The 24086-nt window shown below is 70.6% G+C and carries 22 protein-coding genes; 2 read left to right on the top strand and 20 right to left on the bottom strand.

The window, feature by feature from the left end:
• Positions 1-6: 6 nt before the first annotated feature.
• Both AB0G79_RS04590 and AB0G79_RS04585 read right to left on the bottom strand, forming a co-directional pair.
• Entirely contained in the window at positions 7-846 is an 840-nt protein-coding gene (locus AB0G79_RS04590; RefSeq protein ID WP_360800058.1) for a carbohydrate-binding protein, read from the bottom strand.
• 39 nt (positions 847-885) lie between these two features.
• Positions 886-1812: an AraC family transcriptional regulator gene (locus AB0G79_RS04585; protein WP_360800055.1), complete on the bottom strand. Its 927-nt coding sequence runs from the start codon at positions 1810-1812 to the stop codon at positions 886-888.
• A 198-nt stretch (positions 1813-2010) separates the two neighbouring features.
• Between AB0G79_RS04585 and AB0G79_RS04580 the strand changes: the two genes are divergently transcribed.
• Positions 2011-2562: a hypothetical protein gene (locus tag AB0G79_RS04580; protein ID WP_360800052.1), complete on the top strand. Its 552-nt coding sequence runs from the start codon at positions 2011-2013 to the stop codon at positions 2560-2562.
• 63 nt (positions 2563-2625) lie between these two features.
• Here the strand turns inward: AB0G79_RS04580 and nuoN are convergent, their stop codons facing one another.
• Genes nuoN through AB0G79_RS04510 form a run of 14 tightly spaced genes read right to left on the bottom strand, consistent with a single transcriptional unit; the run spans position 2626 to position 18394 of the window.
• Positions 2626-4278: an NADH-quinone oxidoreductase subunit NuoN gene (nuoN, locus tag AB0G79_RS04575; RefSeq protein ID WP_360800049.1), complete on the bottom strand. Its 1653-nt coding sequence runs from the start codon at positions 4276-4278 to the stop codon at positions 2626-2628.
• Positions 4275-5855 (bottom strand): NADH-quinone oxidoreductase subunit M, encoded by a 1581-nt coding sequence (locus tag AB0G79_RS04570; protein WP_360800046.1) that lies wholly within the window; start codon positions 5853-5855, stop codon positions 4275-4277. The genes nuoN and AB0G79_RS04570 overlap by 4 nt, the downstream gene beginning before the upstream one ends.
• A 5-nt stretch (positions 5856-5860) precedes the next feature.
• Positions 5861-7753: an NADH-quinone oxidoreductase subunit L gene (gene nuoL / locus AB0G79_RS04565; protein ID WP_360800043.1), complete on the bottom strand. Its 1893-nt coding sequence runs from the start codon at positions 7751-7753 to the stop codon at positions 5861-5863.
• Positions 7754-7764: 11 nt separating this feature from the next.
• Positions 7765-8064, bottom strand: a complete 300-nt coding sequence (nuoK, locus tag AB0G79_RS04560) for an NADH-quinone oxidoreductase subunit NuoK (protein WP_046908839.1) — start codon at positions 8062-8064, stop codon at positions 7765-7767.
• Positions 8061-8891 (bottom strand): NADH-quinone oxidoreductase subunit J, encoded by an 831-nt coding sequence (locus AB0G79_RS04555; protein WP_360800039.1) that lies wholly within the window; start codon positions 8889-8891, stop codon positions 8061-8063. Before AB0G79_RS04555 ends, nuoK begins: the two co-directional genes overlap by 4 nt.
• The gene (gene nuoI, locus AB0G79_RS04550; RefSeq protein WP_360800036.1) at positions 8888-9484 is read right to left on the bottom strand and encodes an NADH-quinone oxidoreductase subunit NuoI; all 597 of its coding nucleotides are present in this window, start codon (positions 9482-9484) and stop codon (positions 8888-8890) included. Before nuoI ends, AB0G79_RS04555 begins: the two co-directional genes overlap by 4 nt.
• Positions 9477-10841 carry an NADH-quinone oxidoreductase subunit NuoH gene (nuoH, locus tag AB0G79_RS04545; protein WP_360800033.1) on the bottom strand — a complete coding sequence of 455 codons (1365 nt, stop codon included), beginning with the start codon at positions 10839-10841 and terminating at the stop codon, positions 9477-9479. Before nuoH ends, nuoI begins: the two co-directional genes overlap by 8 nt.
• Positions 10838-13321, bottom strand: coding sequence for an NADH-quinone oxidoreductase subunit G (locus AB0G79_RS04540; RefSeq protein WP_360800030.1), 2484 nt, complete (start codon positions 13319-13321; stop codon positions 10838-10840). Before AB0G79_RS04540 ends, nuoH begins: the two co-directional genes overlap by 4 nt.
• Positions 13318-14676, bottom strand: a complete 1359-nt coding sequence (nuoF, locus tag AB0G79_RS04535) for an NADH-quinone oxidoreductase subunit NuoF (RefSeq protein ID WP_360800027.1) — start codon at positions 14674-14676, stop codon at positions 13318-13320. Before nuoF ends, AB0G79_RS04540 begins: the two co-directional genes overlap by 4 nt.
• Positions 14676-15416, bottom strand: coding sequence for an NADH-quinone oxidoreductase subunit NuoE (nuoE, locus tag AB0G79_RS04530; protein WP_360800024.1), 741 nt, complete (start codon positions 15414-15416; stop codon positions 14676-14678). Before nuoE ends, nuoF begins: the two co-directional genes overlap by 1 nt.
• Complete coding sequence (locus tag AB0G79_RS04525; RefSeq protein WP_360800021.1) at positions 15413-16735, bottom strand: NADH-quinone oxidoreductase subunit D; 1323 nt, start codon at positions 16733-16735, stop codon at positions 15413-15415. The genes nuoE and AB0G79_RS04525 overlap by 4 nt, the downstream gene beginning before the upstream one ends.
• The gene (locus AB0G79_RS04520; protein WP_360800018.1) at positions 16735-17466 is read right to left on the bottom strand and encodes an NADH-quinone oxidoreductase subunit C; all 732 of its coding nucleotides are present in this window, start codon (positions 17464-17466) and stop codon (positions 16735-16737) included. Before AB0G79_RS04520 ends, AB0G79_RS04525 begins: the two co-directional genes overlap by 1 nt.
• Entirely contained in the window at positions 17463-18017 is a 555-nt protein-coding gene (locus AB0G79_RS04515) for an NADH-quinone oxidoreductase subunit B (RefSeq protein ID WP_030208804.1), read from the bottom strand. Before AB0G79_RS04515 ends, AB0G79_RS04520 begins: the two co-directional genes overlap by 4 nt.
• Before the next feature lie 17 nt (positions 18018-18034).
• A complete protein-coding gene (locus AB0G79_RS04510) occupies positions 18035-18394 on the bottom strand; it encodes an NADH-quinone oxidoreductase subunit A (protein ID WP_030494815.1) in 360 nt (119 codons plus the stop codon).
• A gap of 672 nt (positions 18395-19066) precedes the next feature.
• Here AB0G79_RS04510 and AB0G79_RS04505 point away from each other — a divergent pair.
• Positions 19067-20023, top strand: coding sequence for a C40 family peptidase (locus AB0G79_RS04505; RefSeq protein WP_360800014.1), 957 nt, complete (start codon positions 19067-19069; stop codon positions 20021-20023).
• Between the two features lie 77 nt (positions 20024-20100).
• Here the strand turns inward: AB0G79_RS04505 and AB0G79_RS04500 are convergent, their stop codons facing one another.
• The 4 genes from AB0G79_RS04500 to mqnC all read right to left on the bottom strand — a co-directional run bounded on the left by AB0G79_RS04500 (position 20101) and on the right by mqnC (position 24027).
• Entirely contained in the window at positions 20101-21390 is a 1290-nt protein-coding gene (locus tag AB0G79_RS04500; protein WP_360800011.1) for a geranylgeranyl reductase family protein, read from the bottom strand.
• 58 nt (positions 21391-21448) lie between these two features.
• The gene (locus AB0G79_RS04495; RefSeq protein WP_360800008.1) at positions 21449-22141 is read right to left on the bottom strand and encodes a demethylmenaquinone methyltransferase; all 693 of its coding nucleotides are present in this window, start codon (positions 22139-22141) and stop codon (positions 21449-21451) included.
• Between the two features lie 71 nt (positions 22142-22212).
• Complete coding sequence (locus tag AB0G79_RS04490; protein ID WP_360800006.1) at positions 22213-22812, bottom strand: hypothetical protein; 600 nt, start codon at positions 22810-22812, stop codon at positions 22213-22215.
• A 15-nt stretch (positions 22813-22827) separates the two neighbouring features.
• Positions 22828-24027 carry a cyclic dehypoxanthinyl futalosine synthase gene (gene mqnC / locus AB0G79_RS04485; RefSeq protein WP_360800003.1) on the bottom strand — a complete coding sequence of 400 codons (1200 nt, stop codon included), beginning with the start codon at positions 24025-24027 and terminating at the stop codon, positions 22828-22830.
• Positions 24028-24086: the final 59 nt, after the last annotated feature.

Below are 24086 nucleotides of genomic sequence, written 5' to 3'. Positions count from 1 at the left end.
ACCGGATCACCGGAGCCGCCAGAGCGCCGGGACGTTCGGCGGCTCCCACCCGGCCTGGGCCGTGTGTGCCTGGAGGCACACGTAGCCCAGGCCGCCGTACGTGACGGCGTCCCCCGCCTTGTAGGCGGTCCCGACGGCCCACGTGCCGCCGGGCGGCTGGGTCGTCGCGGTGGCCGTCGGGGTCGGCGTCGGGCTCGGGCCGGGGTTCTGCGGCACGTTCAGGACGAAGTCGAAGGCCGCCTCCCGGGCGCCGCCCGCGTCCCGCACGGTCATGAGGAGCCGCGGGTCGAAGATCGTGTCGGTGTTGTTGCGGGGCTCGTTCGGGAAGTACAGCTGCGTGGTGAGCACCGGACGGCCGGGCGCCTGGAGCTTGACGTGGATGTGCCGGGTGCGGCCGGGGTAGAGGCCGGGCACGATCGTGGTGAGCCGGAAGGCGCCGTTGGCGTCGGTGAACTGGTGGCCCCGGAAGCGGTAACCGGCGTTGTCGTAGGCGCCGTTGGTGTCGGCCTGCCAGAAGTCCAGCAGCACGCCGGATATCGGCCGGCAGGCGAGCCCGAAGACGTATCCGCTGACGGTGAGCCGCACGCCGGCCGTCCCCGCGTCCACGAGGCTCGTCCGGAGCGGCGAGTTCGGCTTGAAGTAGGGGCCCTCGGTCTGCGGCGGGGTGGGGTCGTCGCCGTCGTCGCACTCGGGGGTGAGCTCGGGTGCCGCCTCGCCGGCGGTGAGGGTACGGGCGAGCGCCGGGACGCCCATGAGCACCGCGGGCGCCGCCATGCCGGCGGCGAGCGCGGCCCGCAGCACCGCCTTGCGGGTGACGTGCCCGGTCGTGGTGGTTTCCTCGTCCATGACTGCTCTCCTCAGGTGGGGGCTGGGGTCGTCACGAACCTAGGGCCGCGCGGCACCGCCTTCGAGGGACGGAACGCGGCCGTCGTGGTGTTTCCGGAAGTCCCCGGGGCTGCGCCCGACCTCCCGCCGGAAGAAGCGGCAGAAGTACGCGGGGTCGTCGAACCCGACCCTGCTCGCGACCTGCCGGATCGTCAGCTCCGTTCCGATCAGCAGCCGTTGGGCCTCGCGCGTGCGCTGCTCGCGGAGCAGTTCCGCCGGGGTGCGGCCGGTGGCGGCCCGCACGGCCGCCGTGAGGTGCCCCGGCGTGACCCCGATCAGCGCGGCGTACTCCCGCACCGACCGGTACTCCTCGCCGGTACGGGCGATGAGCCGGCCGAACTCCTCGGCGACCGCCCCCGGCCGGCCGGCCGGTGCCCCGGGACCGGGCCCGGGGAGTCTCGCCGTGCGGACGAGGAGGACGCGCAGCAGGGACCGCAGGACGGTCGCGAAGCCCGCGCTCCCGTGCCCGTACTCCTCGGCGAGTTCGGCGAGCAGGCGTGCGGTACGGGCGTGCGCGGGCGCGTCGAGCGTGAGCCAGGGGCGTTCGCCGAGCCGGCGCAGCAACTCCCGGTCGCCGGGCTGGTCGAGGAGGAAGTCCTCCGTGAAGAGGACGGCGGTGCCTTCCAGGCCCCTGGCGCCCTCCCAGTGGTGCAGGCGGCCGGGCGCGATCACGGCCAGGTGGGGCGGGCGCAGTTCCCAGCGGTCGAGGTCGACGACGTGGGCCCCGGTCCCGGCGGTCACGTGGACGATCTCGTAGAAGGTGTGGCGGTGCGGGAACGAGGCCCTGGAGAGGGGTCCGAGGGCGTCGAGGCTCCCGACGGCGAAGGGCACGTCGTCGGGGAGGCGGAGCTCCAGGCGGTGGACGGGCGGGTCGCCCGCCCGCGGGTCGGCGCAGGGGGTCCCTGGCAGAACGGTCGAGCCACGCATCGGGCCGCCTCCCTCTCGACTGGTACAGACCATTCGGGGCGGCTCCACGATCGCACGCGGACCTCCAATGGGTCACCCCCGCGTGCGCGGCCCCCGTCGTCCGGCCGATGCTTCAGGAGGCGGCAGGACCAGGGGAGAGTCCGCCCCCCTCAGGCGCCCCGCACGGGCGGCGCGCCCCCTCCCTAGGAGCACACCCACATGTCCGCTCGACCCCGTACCCTCCTGGCCGCGACAGCCCTGGCCGCCACCGCGTCCCTGACCCTCGGGACGGCCCCCGCCGTCTCCGCCACCGCGCAGGGCGACGGCTTCCCCCACCCGGACCTGAAGGTCACCTACGCCGCCACGGTGAAGTACAAGAACGAACAGGCGGCCCTCGACGACGGCTACCTGCGCACCGACGTGTGCGTCGAGGACCCGCAGCTCGGCGGCATGGGCTACCACTACGTCAAGCCCGCCCTTCTCGGTTCGGTCGACCCGGCGAAGCCCACCGCGATGCTGTACGAGGAGAACGAGAAGACCGGCAAGCGCGAACTCGTCGCGGTCGAATGGGTCGTCCCCAACACCGGTCAGCCCCGGCCGCAGCTCTTCGACCGCGGCTTCGACGGCCCCTTCGACTTCCCGCCCGTCGGCCCCCACTACTCGCTGCACGCGTGGATCTACAAGAAGAACCCGAAGGGGGTCTTCACCCCGTACAACCCGCGGGTGACCTGCGACTGCGCGCCGGAGACGCCCGCGCCCGCGCACCCGTAGGAATGCCGAAGGGGCCCGGCTCTCGACGAGCCGGGCCCCTTCCGCGTACGCGCTCCCCCGCCGCTACCGGACGAAGACGCTCGCCTGGTTCGCCAGGTCCAGGAAGTACTGCGGCGCGAGGCCGAGCACCAGCGTCACGACGACACCGGCGGTGATCGTCAGCATCGTCAGCGCGGAGGGCACGGCGACCGTCGGGCCGTCCGCCTTCGGCTCGCTGAAGAACATGAGCACGATGACCCGGATGTAGAAGAACGCGGCGATCGCCGAGGACAGCACACCGACCACGACGAGCGCACCCGCGCCGCCCTCCGCCGCCGCCTTGAAGACCGCGAACTTCCCGGAGAAGCCGGAGGTCAGCGGGATGCCGGCGAAGGCGAGCAGGAAGACCGCGAAGACCGCCGCCACGAGCGGCGAACGACGCCCGAGACCGGCCCACTTGGAGAGGTGGGTGGCCTCGCCGCCCGCGTCCCTGACCAGCGTCACGACCGCGAACGCGCCGATCGTCACGAAGGAGTACGCCCCCAGGTAGAAGAGGACGGACGAGATGCCGTCCGGGGTGGCGGCGATGACACCGGCGAGCAGGAACCCGGCGTGCGCGATGGACGAGTACGCCAGGAGCCGCTTGATGTCGGTCTGGGTGATGGCGACGATCGCACCGCCCAGCATCGTGAGGATCGCGACGCCCCACATGACGGGCCGCCAGTCCCAGGTGAGGCCCGGCAGCACCACGTACAGGAGCCGGAGCAGCGCGCCGAAGGCGGCGACCTTGGTCGCGGCGGCCATGAAGCCGGTGACCGGGGTCGGCGCGCCCTGGTAGACGTCCGGGGTCCACATGTGGAACGGGACGGCGCCGACCTTGAAGAGCAGGCCCATGAGGACCAGCGCGAAGCCGATGAGCAGCAGCGCGTCGTTCCCCATGGTGTCGGCGAGGGCCGGGTCGACGGAGACGACGGCGCCGTCGACGACCCGGGCGATCGTGGCGTACGAGACGGAGCCCGCGTAGCCGTAGAGCAGGGCGATCCCGAAGAGCAGGAAGGCCGAGGAGAAGGCGCCGAGCAGGAAGTACTTGACGGCCGCCTCCTGCGACATCAGCCGCTTGCGGCGGGCGACGGCGCAGAGCAGGTACAGCGGGAGGGAGAAGACCTCCAGGGCGACGAAGAGCGTCAGGAGGTCGTTGGCCGCCGGGAAGACGAGCATGCCGGCGACGGCGAAGAGGGCGAGCGGGAAGACCTCGGTGGTCGTGAAGCCGGCCTTGACGGCCGCCTTCTCCTGGTCGCTGCCGGGGACGGCCGCGGCCTCGGCGGCGAAGGAGTCGACCTTGTGGCCGTGGTCGGCCGGGTCGAGCCTGCGCTCGGCGAAGGTGAAGATCGCGACGATCGAGGCGAGGAGAATGGTGCCCTGGAGGAAGAGGGCGGGTCCGTCGACGGCGATGGCGCCCATGGCCGCGATGTGGGCCTTGGTGGAGCCGTACCCGCCGGCCGCCAGGCCGACGACGGCGGCGAAGGCGGCGGCGAGGCCGAGGACGGACAGGAAGAGCTGGGCGAACCAGCGGCCCTTGCGGGGCACGAAGGCCTCCGCGAGGACGCTGACGATCGCCGCGCCGACCACGATGAGCACGGGCGCGAGCTGCGTGTACTCGATGTGGGGTGCCGGGATCTTCTGGAGCGGTTCCACCGCCGCCGTCGTCCACAGGCTGTGGACAGCCGTTGCACTCACTTGGCCGCCTCCACGGTGGGAACGGTGGGCTGGGGGTCCTTCTGCTGGACGTCCGACATGGTGTGCCGGACGGCCGGGTTGACGACGTCCGTCAGCGGCTTCGGGAAGACGCCGAGGAAGATCAGCAGGGCGATGAGCGGGACGACCACCGCCAGCTCGCGCACCCGCAGGTCGGGCAGCGCGCGCACCTCCTCCTTCACCGGCCCGGTCATCGTCCGCTGGTAGAGGACGAGGACGTAGAGCGCGGCGAGGACGATGCCGGTGGTGGCGACGATGCCGGCCACCGGGTAGCGGGAGTACGTGCCGACGAGGACGAGGAACTCGCTGACGAACGGGGCGAGTCCGGGCAGCGACAGGGTCGCGAGGCCGCCGATCAGGAAGGTGCCGGCGAGCACCGGGGCGACCTTCTGCACGCCGCCGTAGTCGGCGATGAGCCGCGAGCCGCGCCGGGAGATGAGGAAGCCGGCGACGAGCATGAGGGCGGCCGTCGAGATGCCGTGGTTGACCATGTAGAGCGTGGCACCGGACTGGCCCTGGGTGGTCATCGCGAAGATGCCCAGGATGATGAAGCCGAAGTGCGAGATCGACGCGTAGGCGACGAGCCGCTTGATGTCCCGCTGGCCGACGGCGAGCAGCGCCCCGTACACGATGCTGATCAGCGCGAGCACGATGATCGCCGGGGTGGCCCACTTGCTGGCCTCGGGGAAGAGGCCGAGGCAGAAGCGGAGCATCGCGAAGGTGCCGACCTTGTCGACGACGGCGGTGATGAGGACGGCGACCGGGGCGGTCGCCTCCCCCATCGCGTTCGGCAGCCAGGTGTGCAGCGGCCAGAGCGGGGCCTTCACGGCGAAGGCGAAGAAGAAGCCGAGGAACAGCAGCCGCTCGGTGTTGGTCGCCATCTCCAGCGAGCCGTTGGCCCTGGCCTCGGCGATCTCGGTGAGCGAGAAGTTCCCCGCGACCACGTAGAGCCCGATGACGGCGGCGAGCATGATGAGGCCGCCGACGAGGTTGTAGAGCAGGAACTTGACGGCCGCGTACGACCGCTGGGCCGCCGCGTTCTCGTCGGATCCGGAGTGCGCGCGGTCGCCGAAGCCGCCGATGAGGAAGTACATCGGGATGAGCATGGCTTCGAAGAGCACGTAGAAGAGGAAGACGTCGGTGGCCTCGAAGGAGAGGATCACCATCGCCTCGACCATGAGGATCAGGGCGAAGAAGCCCTGGGTCGGCCGCCAGCGCGACGACTTCGTCTCCAGCGGGTCGGCGTCGTGCCAGCCGGCGAGGATGACGAAGGGGATCAGCAGCGCGGTGAGCGCGATGAGCGCCACCCCGATGCCGTCGACGCCGAGCTCGTACCGCACGCCGAAGTCCTTGATCCAGGCGTGCGACTCGACGAGCTGGTACCGCTCGCCGCCCGGCTCGAAGCGCGCGAAGACGGCGCCGGCGAGCACGAGCGTGGCGAGCGAGACGAGCAGCGCCAGCCACTTGGCGGCGGTGCGACGGGCGGCGGGGACGGCGGCGGTGAGGATCGCACCGGCCGCCGGCACCACGGCCGTCAGGGTGAGGAGCGGGAAGGACATGTGGGTTACACCGCCCTCATCAGCAGGGTCGCGGCGATCAGCACCGCAGTACCTCCGAACATGGAGACCGCGTACGAGCGGGCGTAGCCGTTCTGGAGCTTGCGCAGCCGGCCGGAGAGGCCGCCGACCGCCGCCGCGGTGCCGTTGACGACGCCGTCGACGAGGGTGTGGTCCACGTACACCAGGGAGCGGGTGACGTGGGTGCCGCCGGTGACGAAGACGGCGTGGTTGAAGTCGTCCTGGAGGAGGTCGCGGCGGGCCGCCCGGGTGAGGAGCGAGCCGCGCGGGGCGACGACCGGGACGGGCCTGCGGCCGTACTGGAGCCAGGCGAGGCCGACGCCGATCACCATGACGGCGACGGTGGCGGCGGTGACGGCGGCGGCGCCGATCGGCGGGTGGCCGTGCTCGAAGTCCGTGACGGGCTCAAGCCATTCGACGAACCCGGCGAACTCGAAGAACGCGCCACCGGCGACCGAGCCGACGGCGAGCAGCACCATCGGGATCACCATGGACTTCGGCGACTCGTGCGGGTGCGGCGGGTTGCCGTCCGCGTCGTTCTGCCAGCGCTTCTCGCCGAAGAAGGTCATCAGCATCACGCGGGTCATGTAGTACGCGGTGATGGCCGCGCCCAGCAGCGTGACCGCGCCGAGGATCCAGCCCTCGGTGCCGCCCTTCGCGAAGGCCGCCTCGATGATCTTGTCCTTGGAGAAGAAGCCGGACAGACCGGGGAAGCCGATGATGGCGAGGTAGCCGAGGCCGAAGGTGACGAAGGTGACCGGCATGTACTTCCGCAGGCCGCCGTAGTGGCGCATGTCCACCTCGTCGTTCATGCCGTGCATGACCGAACCGGCCCCGAGGAACAGCCCGGCCTTGAAGAAGCCGTGCGTCACCAGGTGCATGATCGCGAAGACGTACCCGATGGGGCCGAGGCCGGCCGCCAGGATCATGTAGCCGATCTGCGACATCGTCGAACCGGCCAGCGCCTTCTTGATGTCGTCCTTCGCGCAACCGACGATCGCACCGAAGAGGAGCGTGACGGCGCCGACGATCGTGACGACGAGCTGGGCGTCCGGCGCCGCGTTGAAGATGTCGGCGGAGCGGACGATCAGGTACACGCCGGCGGTCACCATCGTGGCCGCGTGGATGAGGGCCGAGACCGGGGTCGGGCCCTCCATCGCGTCCCCGAGCCAGGACTGCAGCGGCACCTGGGCCGACTTGCCGCAGGCCGCGAGGAGCAGCATCAGGCCGATCGCCGTCGCCGTGCCCTCGGAGACCTCGCCGCTCGCCTCCAGGACCGGCCCGAAGGCGAAGGTCCCGAAGGTGGTGAACATGATCATGATGGCGACCGAGAGGCCGATGTCACCGACGCGGTTGACGATGAAGGCCTTCTTCGCGGCCGTGGCCGCGCTCGGCTTGTGCTGCCAGAAGCCGATCAGGAGGTACGAGGCGAGGCCGACGCCCTCCCAGCCGAAGTACAGCAGCAGGTAGTTGTCGGCGAGGACGAGCAGGAGCATCGCCGCGACGAACAGGTTGAGGTAGCCGAAGAAGCGGCGGCGGCGCTCGTCGTGCTCCATGTACCCGATCGAGTACACGTGGATGAGCGTGCCGACACCGGTGATCAGCAGGACGAACGTCATCGACAGCTGGTCGAGCTGGAACGCGATGTCCGCCTGGAAGCCCTCGACGGGGATCCAGGTGAACAGCCGCTGGTGCATCGCCCGGTCCTCGGCGCCCTTGCCGAGCATGTCGGCGAAGAGCGCCAGGCCCAGGGCGAAGGAGACGCCCGCGAGCAGGGTGCCGAGCCAGTGCCCGGCCCTGTCGAGCCGCCGTCCGCCGCAGAGCAGGACGGCCGCGCCGAGCAGGGGCACCCCGACGAGCAGCGCAATGAGATTTTCCACGGGTCAGCCCCTCACAGCTTCATCAGGCTGGCGTCGTCGACCGAGGCCGAGTGGCGGGCACGGAAGACGGACACGATGATCGCGAGCCCGACGACGACCTCCGCGGCGGCGACGACCATCGTGAAGAACGCGATGATCTGGCCGTCGAGGTTGCCGTGCATGCGGGAGAAGGTGACGAACGCGAGGTTGCAGGCGTTGAGCATCAGCTCGACGCACATGAACAGCACGATCGCGTTGCGCCGGATCAGGACCCCGACCGCACCGATGGTGAACAGCAGGGCCGAGAGATACAGGTAGTTGACGGGGTTCACCGGGTGGCCTCCTCTTCGTCCCGGTCGCGGCCGAGCCGCTCCTCGGAGCGCTGCTCCAGGGCCCGCAGGTCGGCCAGCGCCTCGCTGGACACGTCCCGGACCTGGCCCCGCTTGCGCAGGGTCGAGATGACGGTGAGCTCGGACGTCGTGCCGTCGGGCAGCAGACCGGGGACGTCCACCGCGTTGTGCCGGGCGTAGACGCCCGGGGCCGGCAGCGGCGGCACGTGCTTGCCCTCGCGCACGCGCTGCTCGGCGAGCTCGCGCTGCGTGCGGGCCCGCTCGGTGCGCTCCCGGTGGGTCAGCACCATCGCGCCGACGGCGGCGGTGATGAGGAGCGCGCCGGTGATCTCGAAGGCGAAGACGTACTTGGTGAAGATGAGGGCGGCGAGGCCCTCCACGTTCCCGCCGTGGGCCGAGTTCGCCGCGCCGAGGCCGTTGAACTCGGTCAGCGAGGCCTGGCCGATGCCGGCGAAGAGCAGGACGCCGAAGCCGAGGCCGCAGGCGGCGGCCCACCAGCGCTGGCCCTTGATGGTCTCCCGCACCGAGTCCGCGGCCGTGACGCCGACGAGCATGACGATGAAGAGGAAGAGCATCATGATCGCGCCGGTGTAGACGACGATCTGGACGATGCCGAGGAAGTACGCGCCGTTGGCGAGGTAGAAGATCGCCAGGATGATCATCGTTCCGGCCAGCGACAGCGCGCTGTGCATGGCCTTCTTCATCAGGATCGTGGCGAGGGCGCCGACGACGGCGACCGTGCCGAGGACCCAGAACTGGAAGGCCTCACCGGAGGACGTCGCGTACGCGGCGAGGTTGGTGGCGCTCATGCGTCCGCCCCCTCCGGCTCGGCGTTCTCGCTGCTCTCGCCCTTCTCGCCCTTGGAGACGGCGACCTGCGGGACCGTGCCCGGCGCGGCCTCGGTGACGAGGCCCCGGTAGTAGTCCTGCTCGGTCATGCCGGGGAAGATCGCGTGCGGGGTGTCGACCATGGTCTCCTCCAGGCCCGCGAGCAGCTGCTCCTTGGTGTAGATCAGGTTCTCGCGGGAGGAGTCGGCCAGTTCGAACTCGTTGGTCATCGTCAGCGCGCGCGTCGGGCACGCCTCGATGCACAGCCCGCAGAGGATGCAGCGGGCGTAGTTGATCTGGTAGACGCGGCCGTAGCGCTCGCCGGGCGAGTAGCGCTCCTCGTCCGTGTTGTCCGCGCCCTCCACGTAGATGGCGTCGGCGGGACAGGCCCAGGCGCACAGCTCGCAGCCGACGCACTTCTCCAGACCGTCGGGGTGACGGTTGAGCTGGTGCCGGCCGTGGAAGCGGGGCGCCGTCGTCTTCGGCTGCTCCGGGTACTGCTCGGTCAGCCGCTTCTTGAACATGGCCTTGAAGGTCACGCCGAAACCGGCCACAGGATTCTGGAAGTCAGACACCGTCCGTCTCCTTTCCCTCACTCACAGTTGCAGTATCGGCAGCGCCACTGACAACGAGGTCCCTGTCGTGCCGCGGCCTGCGCCGGGGCACGGGCGGCAGGGACTGCCCGGGCTTGGGCGGTACGGGGAAGCCTCCGGCCATCGGGTCGAAGGCGCGCTCGGCCTCGGGGCCCGCCGCGGCCGCCTTCGCCTTCCGGTCCCGGAACAGGTCGAAGAGGAAGGAGAGCAGGAGCAGTCCGAGGACGGCACCCGCCACGTACAGGACGATGTCGGAGAACGCGATGTTCTCGTTCCGCAGGGCCCGGACGGTGGCGACCAGCATCAGCCAGACGACCGAGACCGGGATGAGGACCTTCCAGCCGAGCTTCATCAGCTGGTCGTAGCGGACGCGGGGCAGCGTGCCGCGGAGCCAGATGAAGAAGAACAGCAGCAGCTGCACCTTGACGACGAACCAGAGCATCGGCCACCAGCCGTGGTTCGCGCCCTCCCAGAACGTGGAGACCGGGTACGGGGCCCGCCAGCCGCCCAGGAAGAGCGTCACCGACACGGCCGAGACCGTCACCATGTTCACGTACTCGGCGAGCATGAACATCGCGAACTTGATGGAGGAGTACTCGGTGTTGAAGCCGCCGACGAGGTCGCCCTCGGACTCCGGCATGTCGAACGGGGCGCGGTTCGTCTCACCGACCATCGTGACGATGTAGATGATGAACGACACCGGCAGCAGGATCACGAACCAGCGGTCCGCCTGCGCCTCGACGATCGCCGAGGTCGACATCGACCCGGAGTAGAGGAAGACGGAGGCGAAGGCCGCGCCCATCGCGATCTCGTACGAGATCATCTGCGCTGCCGACCGCAGACCGCCGAGCAGCGGGTACGTCGAGCCGGACGACCAGCCCGCGAGGACGATGCCGTAGATGCCGACGGAGGCGACCGCGAGGACGTACAGCATCGCGATCGGCAGGTCGGTGAGCTGCATCGTCGTGCGGTGGCCGAAGACCGACACCTCGTTGCCCGCGGGCCCGAAGGGGATCACGGCGATCGCCATGAAGGCGGGGATCGCGGCGATGATCGGGGCCAGGACGTAGACGACCTTGTCGGCCCGCTTGACGATCACGTCCTCCTTCAGCATCAGCTTGATGCCGTCCGCGAGGGACTGGAGGAAGCCCCAGGGGCCGTGCCGGTTGGGTCCGATGCGCAGCTGCATCCAGGCGACGACCTTGCGCTCCCACACGATGGAGAAGAGCACGGTCACCATCAGGAAGGCGAAGCAGAAGACCGCCTTGACGGCGACGAGCCACCAGGGGTCCGTCCCGAACAGGGACAGGTCCTCGGCGGCGATGACGTACGCGCTCATGCCTGCACCTCCTGCGGGGTCGCCGGGCCGATGCGGACCAGGTCGCCCGGGTGGGCGCCGGTGTCGGAGAGGACGCCGGAGCCCGTCGAGTTCAGCGGGAGCCAGACCACGCGGTCGGGCATCTCGGTGACCCGGAGCGGGAGGGCGACGGAGCCGGCGGGGCCGGTCACCTCCAGGAGGTCGCCGTCCTTGACGCCGGTGTCGGCGGCGGTGGCCGCCGAGAGCCGTGCGACCGCCGCGTGGCGGGTGCCGGCGAGGGCGGGGTCGCCCTCCTGGAGCCTGCCGAGGTCGAGGAGGAGCCGGTGGCCCGCGAGGACGGCCTCGCCGTCGCCGGGACGGGGCGCGACCTGTCCGGAGGCGGCGGGCTCGGAGGCGCGCTCCTCGGTCCAGCGGCCGAGCCGGTCCAGTTCGCCGCGGGCCGCCCGCAGGTCGGGCAGGCCGAGGTGGACGTCCATGGCGTCGGCGAGCATGTGCAGCACGCGCGCGTCGGTCGGCGGGAGCGGCCGGGTCATCTGCTCGGGCTTGAGCGCGGCCTCGAACATCCGCACCCGGCCCTCCCAGTTGAGGAAGGTGCCGGCCTTCTCGACGACGGCCGCGACCGGGAGGACGACGTCGGCGCGGTCGGTGACCTCGCCGGGCCGCAGCTCCAGGGAGACCACGAAGGCCCGGTCGAGCGCCTCACGCGCGCGTGCCGGGTCGGGCAGGTCCGCGACCTCGACGCCCGCGACGAGCAGCGCGCCGAGCTCGCCGGTGGCGGCGTGCTCCACGATCTGCCCGGTGTCGCGGCCGTAGCGGTGCGGGAGTTCGCGTACGCCCCAGGCGGCGGCGACCTCCTCCCGCGCGCGCGGGTCGGTCGCCGGCCGGCCGCCGGGGAGCAGCGCCGGGAGGGCGCCCGCCTCGACGGCACCGCGCTCTCCGGCGCGGCGCGGGATCCACACCAGCCGGGCGCCGGTGGCGGTCGCCGCGCGCAGGGCGGCGGTGAGCGCGCCGGGCACGCCCGCGAGCCGCTCGCCGACGGCGATGACGGCGCCGTCGACGCGCAGCGCCTCGGCGGCGGCGAGCCCGTCGCCGGACAGGCCGACCCGGGAGGTCAGCGCGTCGAGCCACTCGGTCTCGGTGCCGGGCGCGGCAGGCAGCAGCGTGCCGCCGGTCTTCTCCAGGCCCCGGGTCGCGAACGCCGCGACCGCGAAGGTCTTCTGGCCGTGCTTGCGCCAGGCCTTGCGGAGCCGCAGGAAGACGCCGGGGGCCTCCTCCTCGGACTCCAGGCCGACGAGCAGGACCGCCGGTGCGGCTTCGAGCGAGGTGTACGTGACGCCGGTGCCGTCCAGGTCCCTGCCGCGTCCGGCGACGGCGGAGGCCAGGAAGTCGGCCTCCTCGCCGGAGTGGACCCGGGCCCGGAAGTCGATGTCGTTGGTGTCGAGGGCGATCCGCGCGAACTTCCCGTACGCGTAGGCGTCCTCGACCGTGAGCCGTCCGCCCGCGAGGACGCCGGTGCGACCGCGGACGAGTCCGCGCGCGGCGGCCTCCAGGGCCTCCGGCCAGGACGCGGGCTCCAGTTCACCGGTCTCGGCGTTCCGGACCAGCGGCGTGGTGAGCCGGTCGCGCTGCTGCGCGTACCGGAAGCCGAAGCGGCCCTTGTCGCAGACCCACTCCTCGTTGACCTCGGGGTCCTCGGCGGCGAGCCGCCGCATGACCTTGCCGCGCCGGTGGTCGGTGCGGGTCGCGCAGCCGCCCGCGCAGTGCTCGCAGACCGACGGCGTGGAGACCAGGTCGAAGGGGCGGGAGCGGAAGCGGTAGGCGGCCGAGGTGAGGGCGCCGACCGGGCAGATCTGGATGGTGTTGCCGGAGAAGTACGACTCGAAGGGGTCGCCCTCGCCGGTGCCGACCTGCTGGAGCGCGCCGCGCTCGACGAGCTCGATCATCGGGTCGCCCGCGACCTGGTTGGAGAAGCGGGTGCAGCGGGCGCACAGGACGCACCGCTCGCGGTCGAGCAGCACCTGTGTGGAGATCGGCACGGGCTTCTCGTAGGTCCGCTTGACGCCGTCGAAGCGGGACTCGGCCTGTCCGTGGGACATGGCCTGGTTCTGCAGGGGGCACTCGCCGCCCTTGTCGCAGACCGGGCAGTCCAGCGGGTGGTTGACGAGGAGCAGCTCCATCACGCCGTGCTGGGCCTTCTCGGCCACCGGCGAGGTCAGCTGCGACCGTACGACCATGCCGTCGGTGCAGGTGATGGTGCAGGAGGCCATCGGCTTGCGCTGGCCCTCGACCTCGACGATGCACTGGCGGCAGGCGCCGGCGGGGTCGAGGAGGGGGTGGTCGCAGAAGCGCGGGATCTCGATGCCGAGCTGTTCGGCGGCGCGGATGACCAGCGTCCCCTTGGGGACGGAGATCTCGATGCCGTCGATGGTCAGCGTGACGAGGTCCTGGGGCGGGAGCGCCGCCTCGCCGCCCCCGGAGGGGGCAGACGTGGTGACTGTCATGCGTTCACCTCCGTGTGGTCTGCGCGCCGGTCGGCCCAGACGGTCGACCTGGCGGGGTCGAAGGGGCAGCCCTTGCCCGTGATGTGCTGCTCGTACTCCGCGCGGAAGTACTTGAGCGAGGAGAAGATCGGCGAGGCGGCGCCGTCGCCGAGGGCGCAGAACGACTTGCCGTTGATGTTGTCGGCGATGTCGTTCAGCTTGTCGAGGTCGTCCAGGGTGCCCTTGCCGGCCTCGATGTCGCGGAGCAACTGGACGAGCCAGTAGGTGCCTTCGCGGCAGGGGGTGCACTTGCCGCAGGACTCGTGCGCGTAGAACTCGGTCCAGCGGGTGACGGCCCGGACGACGCAGGTGGTCTCGTCGAAGCACTGGAGCGCCTTGGTCCCGAGCATGGATCCGGCGGCGCCGACGCCCTCGTAGTCGAGGGGCACGTCGAGGTGCTCCTCCGTGAACATGGGGGTGGAGGAGCCGCCGGGGGTCCAGAACTTGAGGCGGTGGCCGGGGCGCATGCCGCCGCTCATGTCGAGGAGCTGGCGCAGGGTGATCCCGAGGGGCGCCTCGTACTGGCCGGGCGAGGCGACGTGGCCGCTCAGCGAGTAGAGCGTGAAGCCCGGGGACTTCTCGCTGCCCATCGAGGTGAACCATTCCTTGCCCCGGTTGAGGATCGCGGGAACGGACGCGATGGACTCGACGTTGTTCACCACGGTGGGGCAGGCGTACAGACCGGCGACCGCGGGGAAGGGCGGGCGCAGCCGGGGCTGGCCGCGGCGTCCTTCGAGCGAGTCGAGGAGCGCGGTCTCCTCGCCGCAGATGTACGCGCCGGCGCCGGCGTGCACGGTGATGTCGAGGTTCAGGCCGGTGCCGAGGACGTTCCGGCCGAGGTAGCCGGCCGCGTAGGCCTCGCGGACGGCCTCGTGGAGGCGGCGCAGGACGGGGACGACCTCGCCGCGGAGGTAGATGAACGCGTGCTCGGAGCGGATCGCGTAGCAGGCGATGATCATTCCCTCGATGAGGGAGTGCGGGTTGGCGAAGAGGAGGGGGATGTCCTTGCAGGTGCCGGGCTCGGACTCGTCGGCGTTGACGACGAGGTAGTGCGGCTTGCCGTCGCCCTGCGGGATGAACTGCCACTTCATGCCGGTGGGGAAGCCGGCGCCGCCGCGTCCGCGGAGGCCGGATTCCTTGACGTACGCGATGAGGTCGTCGGGCGTCATCGCGAGGGCCCGCTTGAGGCCCTGGTACCCCTCGTGCCGCTCGTAGGTCTCCAGGGTCCAGGAGTTCGGCTGGTCCCAGAAGGCGGAGAGGACGGGGGCGAGAAGCTTCTCGGGGCTGCTGTTGTCGATCTCGGCCGCCAAGGTCATCACTCCCCCTCCTGACGGGTGGATTCACCGCGCGGGTGAACGATTCGGTGGTGGGGTGCCTCGCCCTTGGCGAGCCGCAGGCCGACGAGGGAGGCGGGGCCCGCTCCGCCGGTGGCCTCGACGGCGCCGGGGCGCTCGTCGGGGAAGCCGGCGAGGATGCGGGCGGTCTCCTTGAAGGTGCAGAGGGGCGCGCCGCGGGTGGGTTCGACGGTCCGGCCGGCCCGGAGGTCGTCCACCATCTTCTTGGCGGACTCGGGGGTCTGGTTGTCGAAGAACTCCCAGTTGACCATCACGACGGGCGCGAAGTCGCAGGCCGCGTTGCACTCGATGTGCTCGAGGGTGACCTTGCCGTCCTCGGTGGTCTCGTTGTTGCCGACGCCGAGGTGCTGCTTGAGCTCCTCGAAGATGGCGTCGCCGCCCATGACCGCGCACAGCGTGTTGGTGCAGACGCCGACCTGGTAGTCGCCGGAGGGCTTGCGCCGGTACATCGTGTAGAAGGTGGCGACGGCGGTGACCTCGGCGGTGGTGAGGCCGAGGGTCTCGGCGCAGAACGCCATGCCCGTACGGGTCACGTGGCCCTCCTCCGCCTGCACGAGGTGCAGCATCGGCAGGAGCGCGGAGCGGGAGTCCGGGTAGCGGGCGATGATCTCCTTCGCGTCCGCCAGGAGGCGGTCGTGGACCTCCGCCGGGTAGGCGGGGGCGGGGAGCTGGGGCATCCCCAGGCTGACGTTCTCCGTCATCGGTCGACGCCTCCCATCACGGGGTCGATGGAGGCGACGGCGACGATGACGTCGGCGACCTGGCCGCCCTCGCACATCGCGGCCATGGCCTGGAGGTTGGTGAAGGACGGGTCGCGGAAGTGGACCCGGTAGGGGCGGGTGCCGCCGTCGGAGACGACGTGCGCGCCGAGCTCGCCCTTGGGCGACTCGACGGCCGCGTAGGCCTGTCCGGCGGGGACCCGGAAGCCCTCGGTGACCAGCTTGAAGTGGTGGATCAGGGCCTCCATCGAGGTGCCCATGATCTTCTTGATGTGGTCGAGGGAGTTGCCGAGGCCGTCGGGGCCGAGCGCGAGCTGCGCGGGCCAGGCGATCTTCTTGTCGCCGACCATGACGGGGCCGGGGGCGAGGCGGTCGAGGCACTGCTCGACGATCCGCAGCGACTGGCGCATCTCCTCCAGGCGGACGAGGAAGCGTCCGTAGGAGTCGCAGGTGTCGGCGGTCGGGATCTCGAAGTCGTAGTCCTCGTATCCGCAGTACGGGTCGGTCTTCCGCAGGTCGTGCGGGAGGCCGGCCGAGCGCAGGATCGGGCCGGTGGCGCCGAGGGCCATGCAGCCGGCGAGGTCGAGGTAGCCGACGTCCTGCATGCGGGCCTTGAAGATGGGGTTGCCGGTGGCGAGCTTGTCGTACTCCGGCAGGTTCTTCTTCATGGTCTTCACGAACTCCCGGACGGCGTCGACGGCGCCGGGCGGGAGGTCCTGGGCGAGGCCGCCGGGGCGGATGAACGCGTGGTTCATGCGAAGACCCGTGATCAGCTCGTACAGGTCCAGGATCATCTCGCGGTCCCGGAAGCCGTAGATCATGATCGTGGTGGCGCCGAGCTCCATGCCGCCGGTGGCGATGCACACCAGGTGCGAGGAGAGCCGGTTGAGCTCCATGAGGAGGACCCGGATGACGCTCGCCCGGTCCGGGACGTCGTCGGTGATGCCGAGCAGCTTCTCCACGCCGAGGCAGTACGCCGTCTCGTTGTAGAACGAGGTGAGGTAGTCCATGCGCGTGACGAAGGTGGTGCCCTGCGTCCAGGTCCGGTACTCGAGGTTCTTCTCGATGCCGGTGTGGAGGTAGCCGATGCCGCAGCGGGCCTCGGTGACGGTCTCGCCGTCGATCTCCAGGATGAGGCGGAGCACGCCGTGGGTGGACGGGTGCTGGGGGCCCATGTTGACGACGATCCGCTCGTCGTCGGCCTTGGCCGCGGACTGGACGACCTCGTCCCAGTCGCCGCCGGTCACCGTGTAGACGGTGCCTTCGGTGGTCTCGCGGGGAGACGCTTCTGAGGTGGACATCAGCTGTACGACCTCCGCTGGTCCGGAGCCGGGATCTGGGCGCCCTTGTACTCGACGGCGATGCCGCCGAGGGGGTAGTCCTTGCGCTGCGGGTGGCCCTGCCAGTCGTCCGGCATCATGATCCGGGTGAGGGCGGGGTGGCCGTCGAAGACGATGCCGAAGAAGTCGTACGTCTCGCGCTCGTGCCAGTCGTTCGTCGGGTAGACGGCGACCAGCGAGGGGATGCGGGGGTCGGCGTCCGGCGCCGAGACCTCCAGGCGGATCAGCCGGCCGTGGGTCAGCGAGCGCAGGTGGTAGACGGCGTGCAGCTCGCGGCCCTTGTCACCCGGGTAGTGGACGCCGGAGACGCCGGTGCAGAGCTCGAAGCGGAGCGCCGGGTCGTCGCGGAGCGTGCGGGCGACGCGGACGAGGTGCTCGCGCTCGACGTGGAACGTGAGCTCGCCGCGGTCGACGACGGTCTTCTCGATCGCGTTCTCGGGGACGAGCCCCTGCTCCTCGAGCGCGCCTTCGAGTTCGTCGGCGACCTCGTCGAAGTAGCCGCCGTACGGGCGGGTGGCCGCGCCCGGCAGCCGGATGGAACGGACAAGTCCGCCGTAACCGGACGTGTCGCCGCCGTTGTTGGCGCCGAACATGCCACGCTGGACGCGTACTTCCTCGCCGTGCTCCCCGCGCTGCCCCGGCAGGTTCTGCGCGCTGAGGTCCTTCTCGGGATTGGGTGTCTCGTCGCTCACCGGAGCAGACCCTTCAACTCAATGGTCGGCAGCGCCTTGAGCGCCGCTTCCTCCGCCTCCCGGGCCGCCTCCTCGGCGTTCACGCCGAGCTTGGAGGTCTGGATCTTCTGGTGGAGCTTGAGGATCGCGTCGATGAGCATCTCCGGCCGCGGCGGACAGCCGGGCAGGTAGATGTCGACGGGCACGATGTGGTCGACGCCCTGCACGATCGCGTAGTTGTTGAACATGCCGCCCGAGGAGGCGCAGACGCCCATCGAGATGACCCACTTGGGGTTGGGCATCTGGTCGTAGACCTGCCGCAGGACCGGCGCCATCTTCTGGCTGACCCGGCCCGCGACGATCATCAGGTCGGCCTGGCGCGGCGAGCCGCGGAAGACCTCCATGCCGAAGCGGGCCAGGTCGTACCGGCCGGCGCCGGTGGTCATCATCTCGATGGCGCAGCAGGCGAGGCCGAAGGTCGCGGGGAACACGGACGCCTTCCGCACCCAGCCCGCGGCCTGCTCGACCGTCGTCAGCAGAAAGCCGCTCGGGAGTTTCTCTTCGAGTCCCATAGGTGCCCCTCAGCCCCTCAGTCCCATTCCAGGCCGCCGCGCCGCCACACGTACGCGTAGGCGACGAAGACGGTGAGCACGAAGAGCAGCATCTCCACGAGCCCGAAAAGCCCCAGGGCGTCGAAGGTGACCGCCCAGGGGTAGAGGAAGACGATCTCGATGTCGAAGACGATGAAGAGCATCGCCGTCAGGTAGTACTTGATCGGGAAGCGGCCGCCACCGGCGGGAGTGGGCGTCGGTTCGATACCGCACTCGTACGCCTCAAGCTTTGCCCTGTTGTACCGCTTTGGCCCGATAAGCGTGGCCATGACCACGGAGAAGATCGCAAACCCCGCACCCAGGGCACCGAGCACGAGGATGGGCGCGTACGCATTCACGCTCCTCGCTCCTTCCAGTCGTCCTTGACCGTTGGATCGCACGACCGGGCCCTGAAAGATCGCCCCCATGTGAGGCAGTTCACAAGCCCGGCTGCCCCGCATCTTATGCCCGGCCCTCTGTGATCTGCGACACGGGTGTCACCAACGACTTTGTGATCTCCACCACCTGACGAAGGATCATGAAGTCGGATGAGCGGTGATCTTGTCGCGCGAAGCGCCCAGGTGATCACCAGATGTGACATCCACACCGGTTACCGCTGGTCGGAGGGGGTGTTGCACTATCAAGTGTTGGCCTATGCAGGCAAATTGGCGATGGACCACGCACGGGTGATAAAGGAAGCGCCCGTCGCCCGGTCGAGCGGTCCGGCGTACCGAGGTGGACACGTGCGTCCGTTCACGAGCCCGAGTGCCACCCCGATGTGACCTGCGTCACACCTCAAGAGGGGCCAGGGAAGCGGGGGTTGGCCACAGAGGTGAAGAGGTGGTAAGTGACGGGCAATTCGGACTTTTCATTGAAAACCCATGATCAAGCCACCGATGAGCCGTGCCCGATTTGCCCGTTACGGCGTCAATAAAGGCGCTGGAGAAGCGGATTCAAGCCTTCCTGGCCCAACTGTGGCGCAGCCCACGTTTCTTGAAGGGAACCACGAAGCCCTGATAGCGGTTGTACCCATGTCCCACACCGCTCCCATACCCAGCCACCGGAAGCCCCGCCGCAGCGCTTCGAAGCTCGCGCTCCGCGCCGGAGTCGCCGGTGGTTTCCTCGGCACCATCGCGGTGGCCGGTGCTGCCGGGCCGGCGAATGCCGAGCCGGTGACCGAGACCATCGAAATGCCCACGCTCGGATCCCTCGACACGGGCAGCGGCCTCGCCAACGCGGTCGCCGCCTCCGCCGACGCGTCCCAGCAGGAGGCCCTCGACCAGAGCCTGGAGGCCCAGGAGAACGCGGCCCTCCAGAAGGCCGCCAAGGAGGCCAAGAAGGCCAAGGCCGAGGCGGACCGCAAGGCCGAGGCCGAGCGCGCCGAGAAGGCCCGCGCCGAGGCCGAGGCCAAGGCGGCCGCGGAGAAGGCCGAGCAGGAGCGTCAGGAGCGCCAGGCCGCCGCCGCGCGCGCCTCCCGCGACAGCGCGCGCACCCAGCTCTCCACCACCTCCACGAGCTCCTCCTCGTCGTCCTCCTCGTCCACGTCCTCCTCGGACGGCGGCTCGTCCTCGTCCTCCTCGGACTCGGGCTCCACCGCCTCCTCCGGCAGCTCGACCGAGACGCAGGCCGCCACCGGCTCCGCCGCCGCGATCGTGGCCTTCGCGCGCGCCCAGGTCGGCGACGCGTACGTCATGGGCGGCACCGGCCCCAACTCGTGGGACTGCTCCGGCCTCGTCCAGGCCGCCTACCGCCAGGCCGGCATCGACCTGCCCCGGATCTCCGGCTCGCAGTCGAGCATGGGCACCTCCGTCTCGCTGGGCAACCTCCAGCCGGGCGACATCCTCTACTGGGGCAGCCGCAGCGGCTCGTACCACGTCGCCATCTACGTCGGCGGCGGCAAGTACGTGGGCGCGCAGAACCCCTCCACCGGCGTCGTCGAGCGCTCCCTCAGCTGGGACACCCCCTCGGGCGCCGTCCGGATCCTCTGATCCCCCGCTCGTACGCATGACGAAGGGCCGACACTCCTCGGGGGAGTGACGGCCCTTCGGTCGTTCGGCAGGCGTCGTCAGGCCTTCGGGGCCACCTTCGAGAGGCCGTTGATGATGCGGTCCATCGCGTCGCCGCCCGTCGGGTCCGTCAGGTTCGCCAGCATCTTGAGGGTGAACTTCATCAGGAGCGGGTGCGTCAGGCCCTTCTGGGTCGCGACCTTCATTACCCTCGGGTTGCCGATGAGCTTCACGAACGCGCGGCCGAGCGTGTAGTAGCCGCCGTAGGTGTCCTTCAGGACCTGCGGGTAGTTCCGCAGGGCCAGTTCGCGCTGGGCCGGGGTGGTGCGGGCGTGGGCCTGGACGATGACGTCGGCCGCGATCTGGCCGGACTCCATGGCGTACGCGATGCCCTCGCCGTTGAACGGGTTGACCATGCCGCCCGCGTCGCCGACGAGCAGCAGGCCCTTCGTGTAGTGCGGCTGGCGGTTGAAGGCCATCGGGAGGGCGGCGCCGCGGATCGGCGTCGTCATGTTCTCCGGCGTGTAGCCCCAGTCCTCCGGCATCGACGCGCACCAGGCCTTGAGGACCTCGCGCCAGTCCAGCTCCCTGAACGCCGAGGAGGAGTTCAGGATGCCGAGGCCCACGTTCGACGTGCCGTCGCCCATGCCGAAGATCCAGCCGTAGCCGGGCAGCAGCCGGTCCTGCGGGCCGCGGCGGTCCCACAGCTCCAGCCAGGACTCCAGGTAGTCGTCGTCGTGGCGCGGGGACGTGAAGTACGTGCGGACCGCGACGCCCATCGGGCGGTCCTCGCGGCGGTGCAGGCCCATCGCCAGGGACAGGCGGGTGGAGTTGCCGTCGGCCGCCACGACGAGCGGCGCGTGGAAGGTGACCTCGCGCTTCTCCTCGCCGAGCTTGGCGTGGACGCCCGTGATCCGGCCCGTGCGGTCGTCGACGATCGGCGCGCCCACGTTGCAGCGCTCGTACAGCCGCGCGCCCGCCTTCTGCGCCTGCCGCGCGAGCTGCTCGTCGAAGTCGTCGCGCTTGCGGACGAGCCCGTAGTCCGGGTACGAGGCGAGCTCCGGCCAGTCCAGCTCCAGCCGTACCCCGCCGCCGATGATCCGCAGGCCCTTGTTCCGCAGCCAGCCGGCCTCTTCCGAGATGTCGATGCCCATGGAGACGAGCTGCTTCGTCGCGCGCGGCGTCAGGCCGTCGCCGCAGACCTTCTCGCGCGGGAACGCCGTCTTCTCCAGGAGCAGGACGTCGAGTCCGGCCTTGGCCAGGTAGTACGCGGTGGTGGAGCCGGCCGGGCCCGCGCCGACGACGATCACGTCCGCGGTGTGCTCGGAGAGGGGCTGCGGCTCGGTCACGGCTGGTCTCCCGGAGGGTCGAGGAAGGGGGGTCCTGGGCAGTTTATGGGGCTTGGTGTTACGGCTTGAAGCCGCGGTGCAGGGCCACGATCCCGCCCGACAGGTTCCGCCACGCGACCTTCTCCCAGCCCGCCTTCTGCAGCATGCCCGCCAGCGTCGGCTGGTCCGGCCAGGAGCGGATGGACTCGGCGAGGTACACGTACGCGTCCGGGTTGGACGAGACCGCGCGGGCCACCGGGGGCAGCGCGCGCATCAGGTACTCCTCGTACACCGTGCGGAACGGCGCCCAGGTGGCGTGCGAGAACTCGGAGATGACGACCCGGCCGCCGGGCTTCGTCACCCGGTACAGCTCGCGGAGCGCCTGGTCGGTGTCCTGGATGTTCCGCAGGCCGAAGGAGATGGTGACCGCGTCGAAGACGTCGTCGCGGAACGGCAGCTTCGTGCCGTCGCCGGCCGTGAACGGCATCCACGGGTGCTTCTTCTTGCCGACCCGGAGCATGCCGAGCGAGAAGTCGCAGGGGACGACGTACGCGCCCGCGCGGGCGAAGGGCTGCGAGGAGGTCGCCGTGCCGGCCGCGAGGTCGAGGATCCGCTGCGCGGGGCGCGCGTCGACCGCCTTCGCGACCTCCTTTCGCCACCGCCGGTCCTGCCCGAGCGACAGCACGTCGTTGGTGAGGTCGTAGTTCGCCGCCACGTCGTCGAACATCGTGGCGACTTCGTGCGGCTGCTTGTCCAGGGATGCGCGGGTCACTGGCGTTCGGCCTCGCAGACTCGGTGAAGGGAAGGCGGATGCATTGTTTCAGGGCCCTGACGACCCCGGGGTCAGCGGGCCCGGTGGACGAGCCTGCCGCCGATGACCGTCGCGACGCAGGTCGACGCGCCGAGGCGGACCAGGGACGCGCGGTCCGGGACGTCGAAGACGGCGAAGCGGGCCGGGGTTCCCGGCTGGAGGGCCGGGAGGAGGATGAGGGGAGTCGGCGAGAAGGACGGGCTGCCCGGGAGCTTCTCCGGGCGGCGGCCCACCGCCAGGCCCGCCCTGCGGACGGCGTCCGCCGCCGCCTGGACGCGGAGTTCGCCCGCGACCGCGACCGTCCCGTGGGCGAGGAGCCGCTGCACGCCCCGGCGCGCGGAGGCGCCCCGGCGCGAGGCGTCCATGCGGAAGATGCGCTGCGCCCGCTCGCCGGTGATCGGCTCGGTGCCGAAGCCCTCGGCCTCCCGGGGGTCCGGGTGGTACATGCCTTCGAGGAGCTCGGGCGCGTACGGGTTGAGCAGGCCGGGCGTGAGGATGCCCGGCCACTCGCGGACCCTCGCCTCGGGGCGGACGGCGGCCAGGTCCTCGTACGGGCCGACGGCCGCGACGAGGCCGCCGTCGACGAGGACGGCGGTCTCGGGGGTCGCCTCGGCGACGTGGATCGTCAGCACCTGTGTCTCGTCCGCTCAGTTCGCGTCGAGGAGCTTCAGCTCCGGGTGGGCCGTGCCGCCCTCGATCGCGACGGACGAGATGTGGGAGACCACCCGGTCGTCGACCGGGTCGTTCGCCGGGTCGTCGTGGACGACGAGGTGCTCGTACGTCGTGGCGCGCTGCGCCGGGACGCGGCCCGCCTTGCGGATCAGGTCGATGATCTCCAGGCGGTTCGAGCGGTGCTTGGCACCGGCCGAGGAGACGACGTTCTCCTCCAGCATGATCGAGCCGAGGTCGTCGGCGCCGTAGTGCAGCGACAGCTGGCCGACCTCCTTGCCCGTCGTCAGCCACGAGCCCTGGATGTGGGCCACGTTGTCGAGGAAGAGGCGCGCGATGGCGATCATGCGCAGGTACTCGAAGAGCGTCGCCTGCGTCCGGCCCTTGAGGTGGTTGTTCTCGGGCTGGTACGTGTACGGGATGAAGGCCCGGAAGCCGCCCGTCCGGTCCTGCACGTCACGGATCATCCGCAGGTGTTCGATCCGCTCGGCGTTCGTCTCGCCGGTGCCCATCAGCATCGTGGAGGTCGACTCGACGCCCAGCTTGTGGGCGATCTCCATGATCTCCAGCCAGCGCTCGCCCGACTCCTTCAGGGGCGCGATGGCCTTGCGGGGGCGCTCGGGGAGGAGCTCCGCGCCCGCACCGGCGAAGGAGTCGAGGCCGGCCGCGTGGATGCGGGTGACGGCCTCCTCCACGGAGACCTTCGAGATGCGGGCCATGTGCTCGACCTCGGACGCGCCGAGGGAGTGGATGACCAGCTGCGGGTACGCCTTCTTGATCGCGGCGAAGTGCTCTTCGTAGTACTCGACGCCGAAGTCGGGGTGGTGGCCGCCCTGGAACATGATCTGGGTGCCGCCGAGCTCGACCGTCTCCGCGCAGCGGCGCAGGATGTCGTCGAGGTCGCGGGTCCAGCCCTTCTTCGTGTCCTTCGGCGCGGCGTAGAAGGCGCAGAACTTGCACGCCGTCACGCAGACGTTCGTGTAGTTGATGTTCCGCTCGATGATGTACGTCGCGATGTGCTCGGTTCCCGCGTACCGGCGGCGGCGCACCGCGTCGGCGGCGGCGCCCAGCGCGTGGAGGGGGGCCGAGCGGTAGAGGTCGAGCGCCTCCTCCGGGGTGATCCGGCCGCCGGCTGCTGCGCGGTCGAGAACGGACTGCAGATCGGCCTTCTCGGTCACCGGATGCGTCCCTTTCGGAGGGGTTCTGAACGACCGAACCAGCGTACGCCAGCGGCTGT

The sequence above is a fragment of the Streptomyces sp. NPDC020807 genome, assembly GCF_040641575.1.
Lineage (GTDB): Bacteria > Actinomycetota > Actinomycetes > Streptomycetales > Streptomycetaceae > Streptomyces.
This window is presented reverse-complemented; position numbering and strand designations above follow the sequence as displayed.

Coding starts and splice junctions, on each gene's coding strand:
- AB0G79_RS04590 (WP_360800058.1), bottom strand. CDS start 846: ATGGACGAGGAAACCACCACGACCGGGCACGTCACCCGCAAGGCGGTG.
- AB0G79_RS04585 (WP_360800055.1), bottom strand. CDS start 1,812: ATGCGTGGCTCGACCGTTCTGCCAGGGACCCCCTGCGCCGACCCGCGG.
- AB0G79_RS04580 (WP_360800052.1), top strand. CDS start 2,011: ATGTCCGCTCGACCCCGTACCCTCCTGGCCGCGACAGCCCTGGCCGCC.
- AB0G79_RS04570 (WP_360800046.1), bottom strand. CDS start 5,855: ATGTCCTTCCCGCTCCTCACCCTGACGGCCGTGGTGCCGGCGGCCGGT.
- AB0G79_RS04555 (WP_360800039.1), bottom strand. CDS start 8,891: ATGAGCGCCACCAACCTCGCCGCGTACGCGACGTCCTCCGGTGAGGCC.
- nuoH (WP_360800033.1), bottom strand. CDS start 10,841: ATGAGCGCGTACGTCATCGCCGCCGAGGACCTGTCCCTGTTCGGGACG.
- AB0G79_RS04540 (WP_360800030.1), bottom strand. CDS start 13,321: ATGACAGTCACCACGTCTGCCCCCTCCGGGGGCGGCGAGGCGGCGCTC.
- nuoF (WP_360800027.1), bottom strand. CDS start 14,676: ATGACCTTGGCGGCCGAGATCGACAACAGCAGCCCCGAGAAGCTTCTC.
- nuoE (WP_360800024.1), bottom strand. CDS start 15,416: ATGACGGAGAACGTCAGCCTGGGGATGCCCCAGCTCCCCGCCCCCGCC.
- AB0G79_RS04525 (WP_360800021.1), bottom strand. CDS start 16,735: ATGTCCACCTCAGAAGCGTCTCCCCGCGAGACCACCGAAGGCACCGTC.
- AB0G79_RS04515 (WP_030208804.1), bottom strand. CDS start 18,017: ATGGGACTCGAAGAGAAACTCCCGAGCGGCTTTCTGCTGACGACGGTC.
- AB0G79_RS04505 (WP_360800014.1), top strand. CDS start 19,067: ATGTCCCACACCGCTCCCATACCCAGCCACCGGAAGCCCCGCCGCAGC.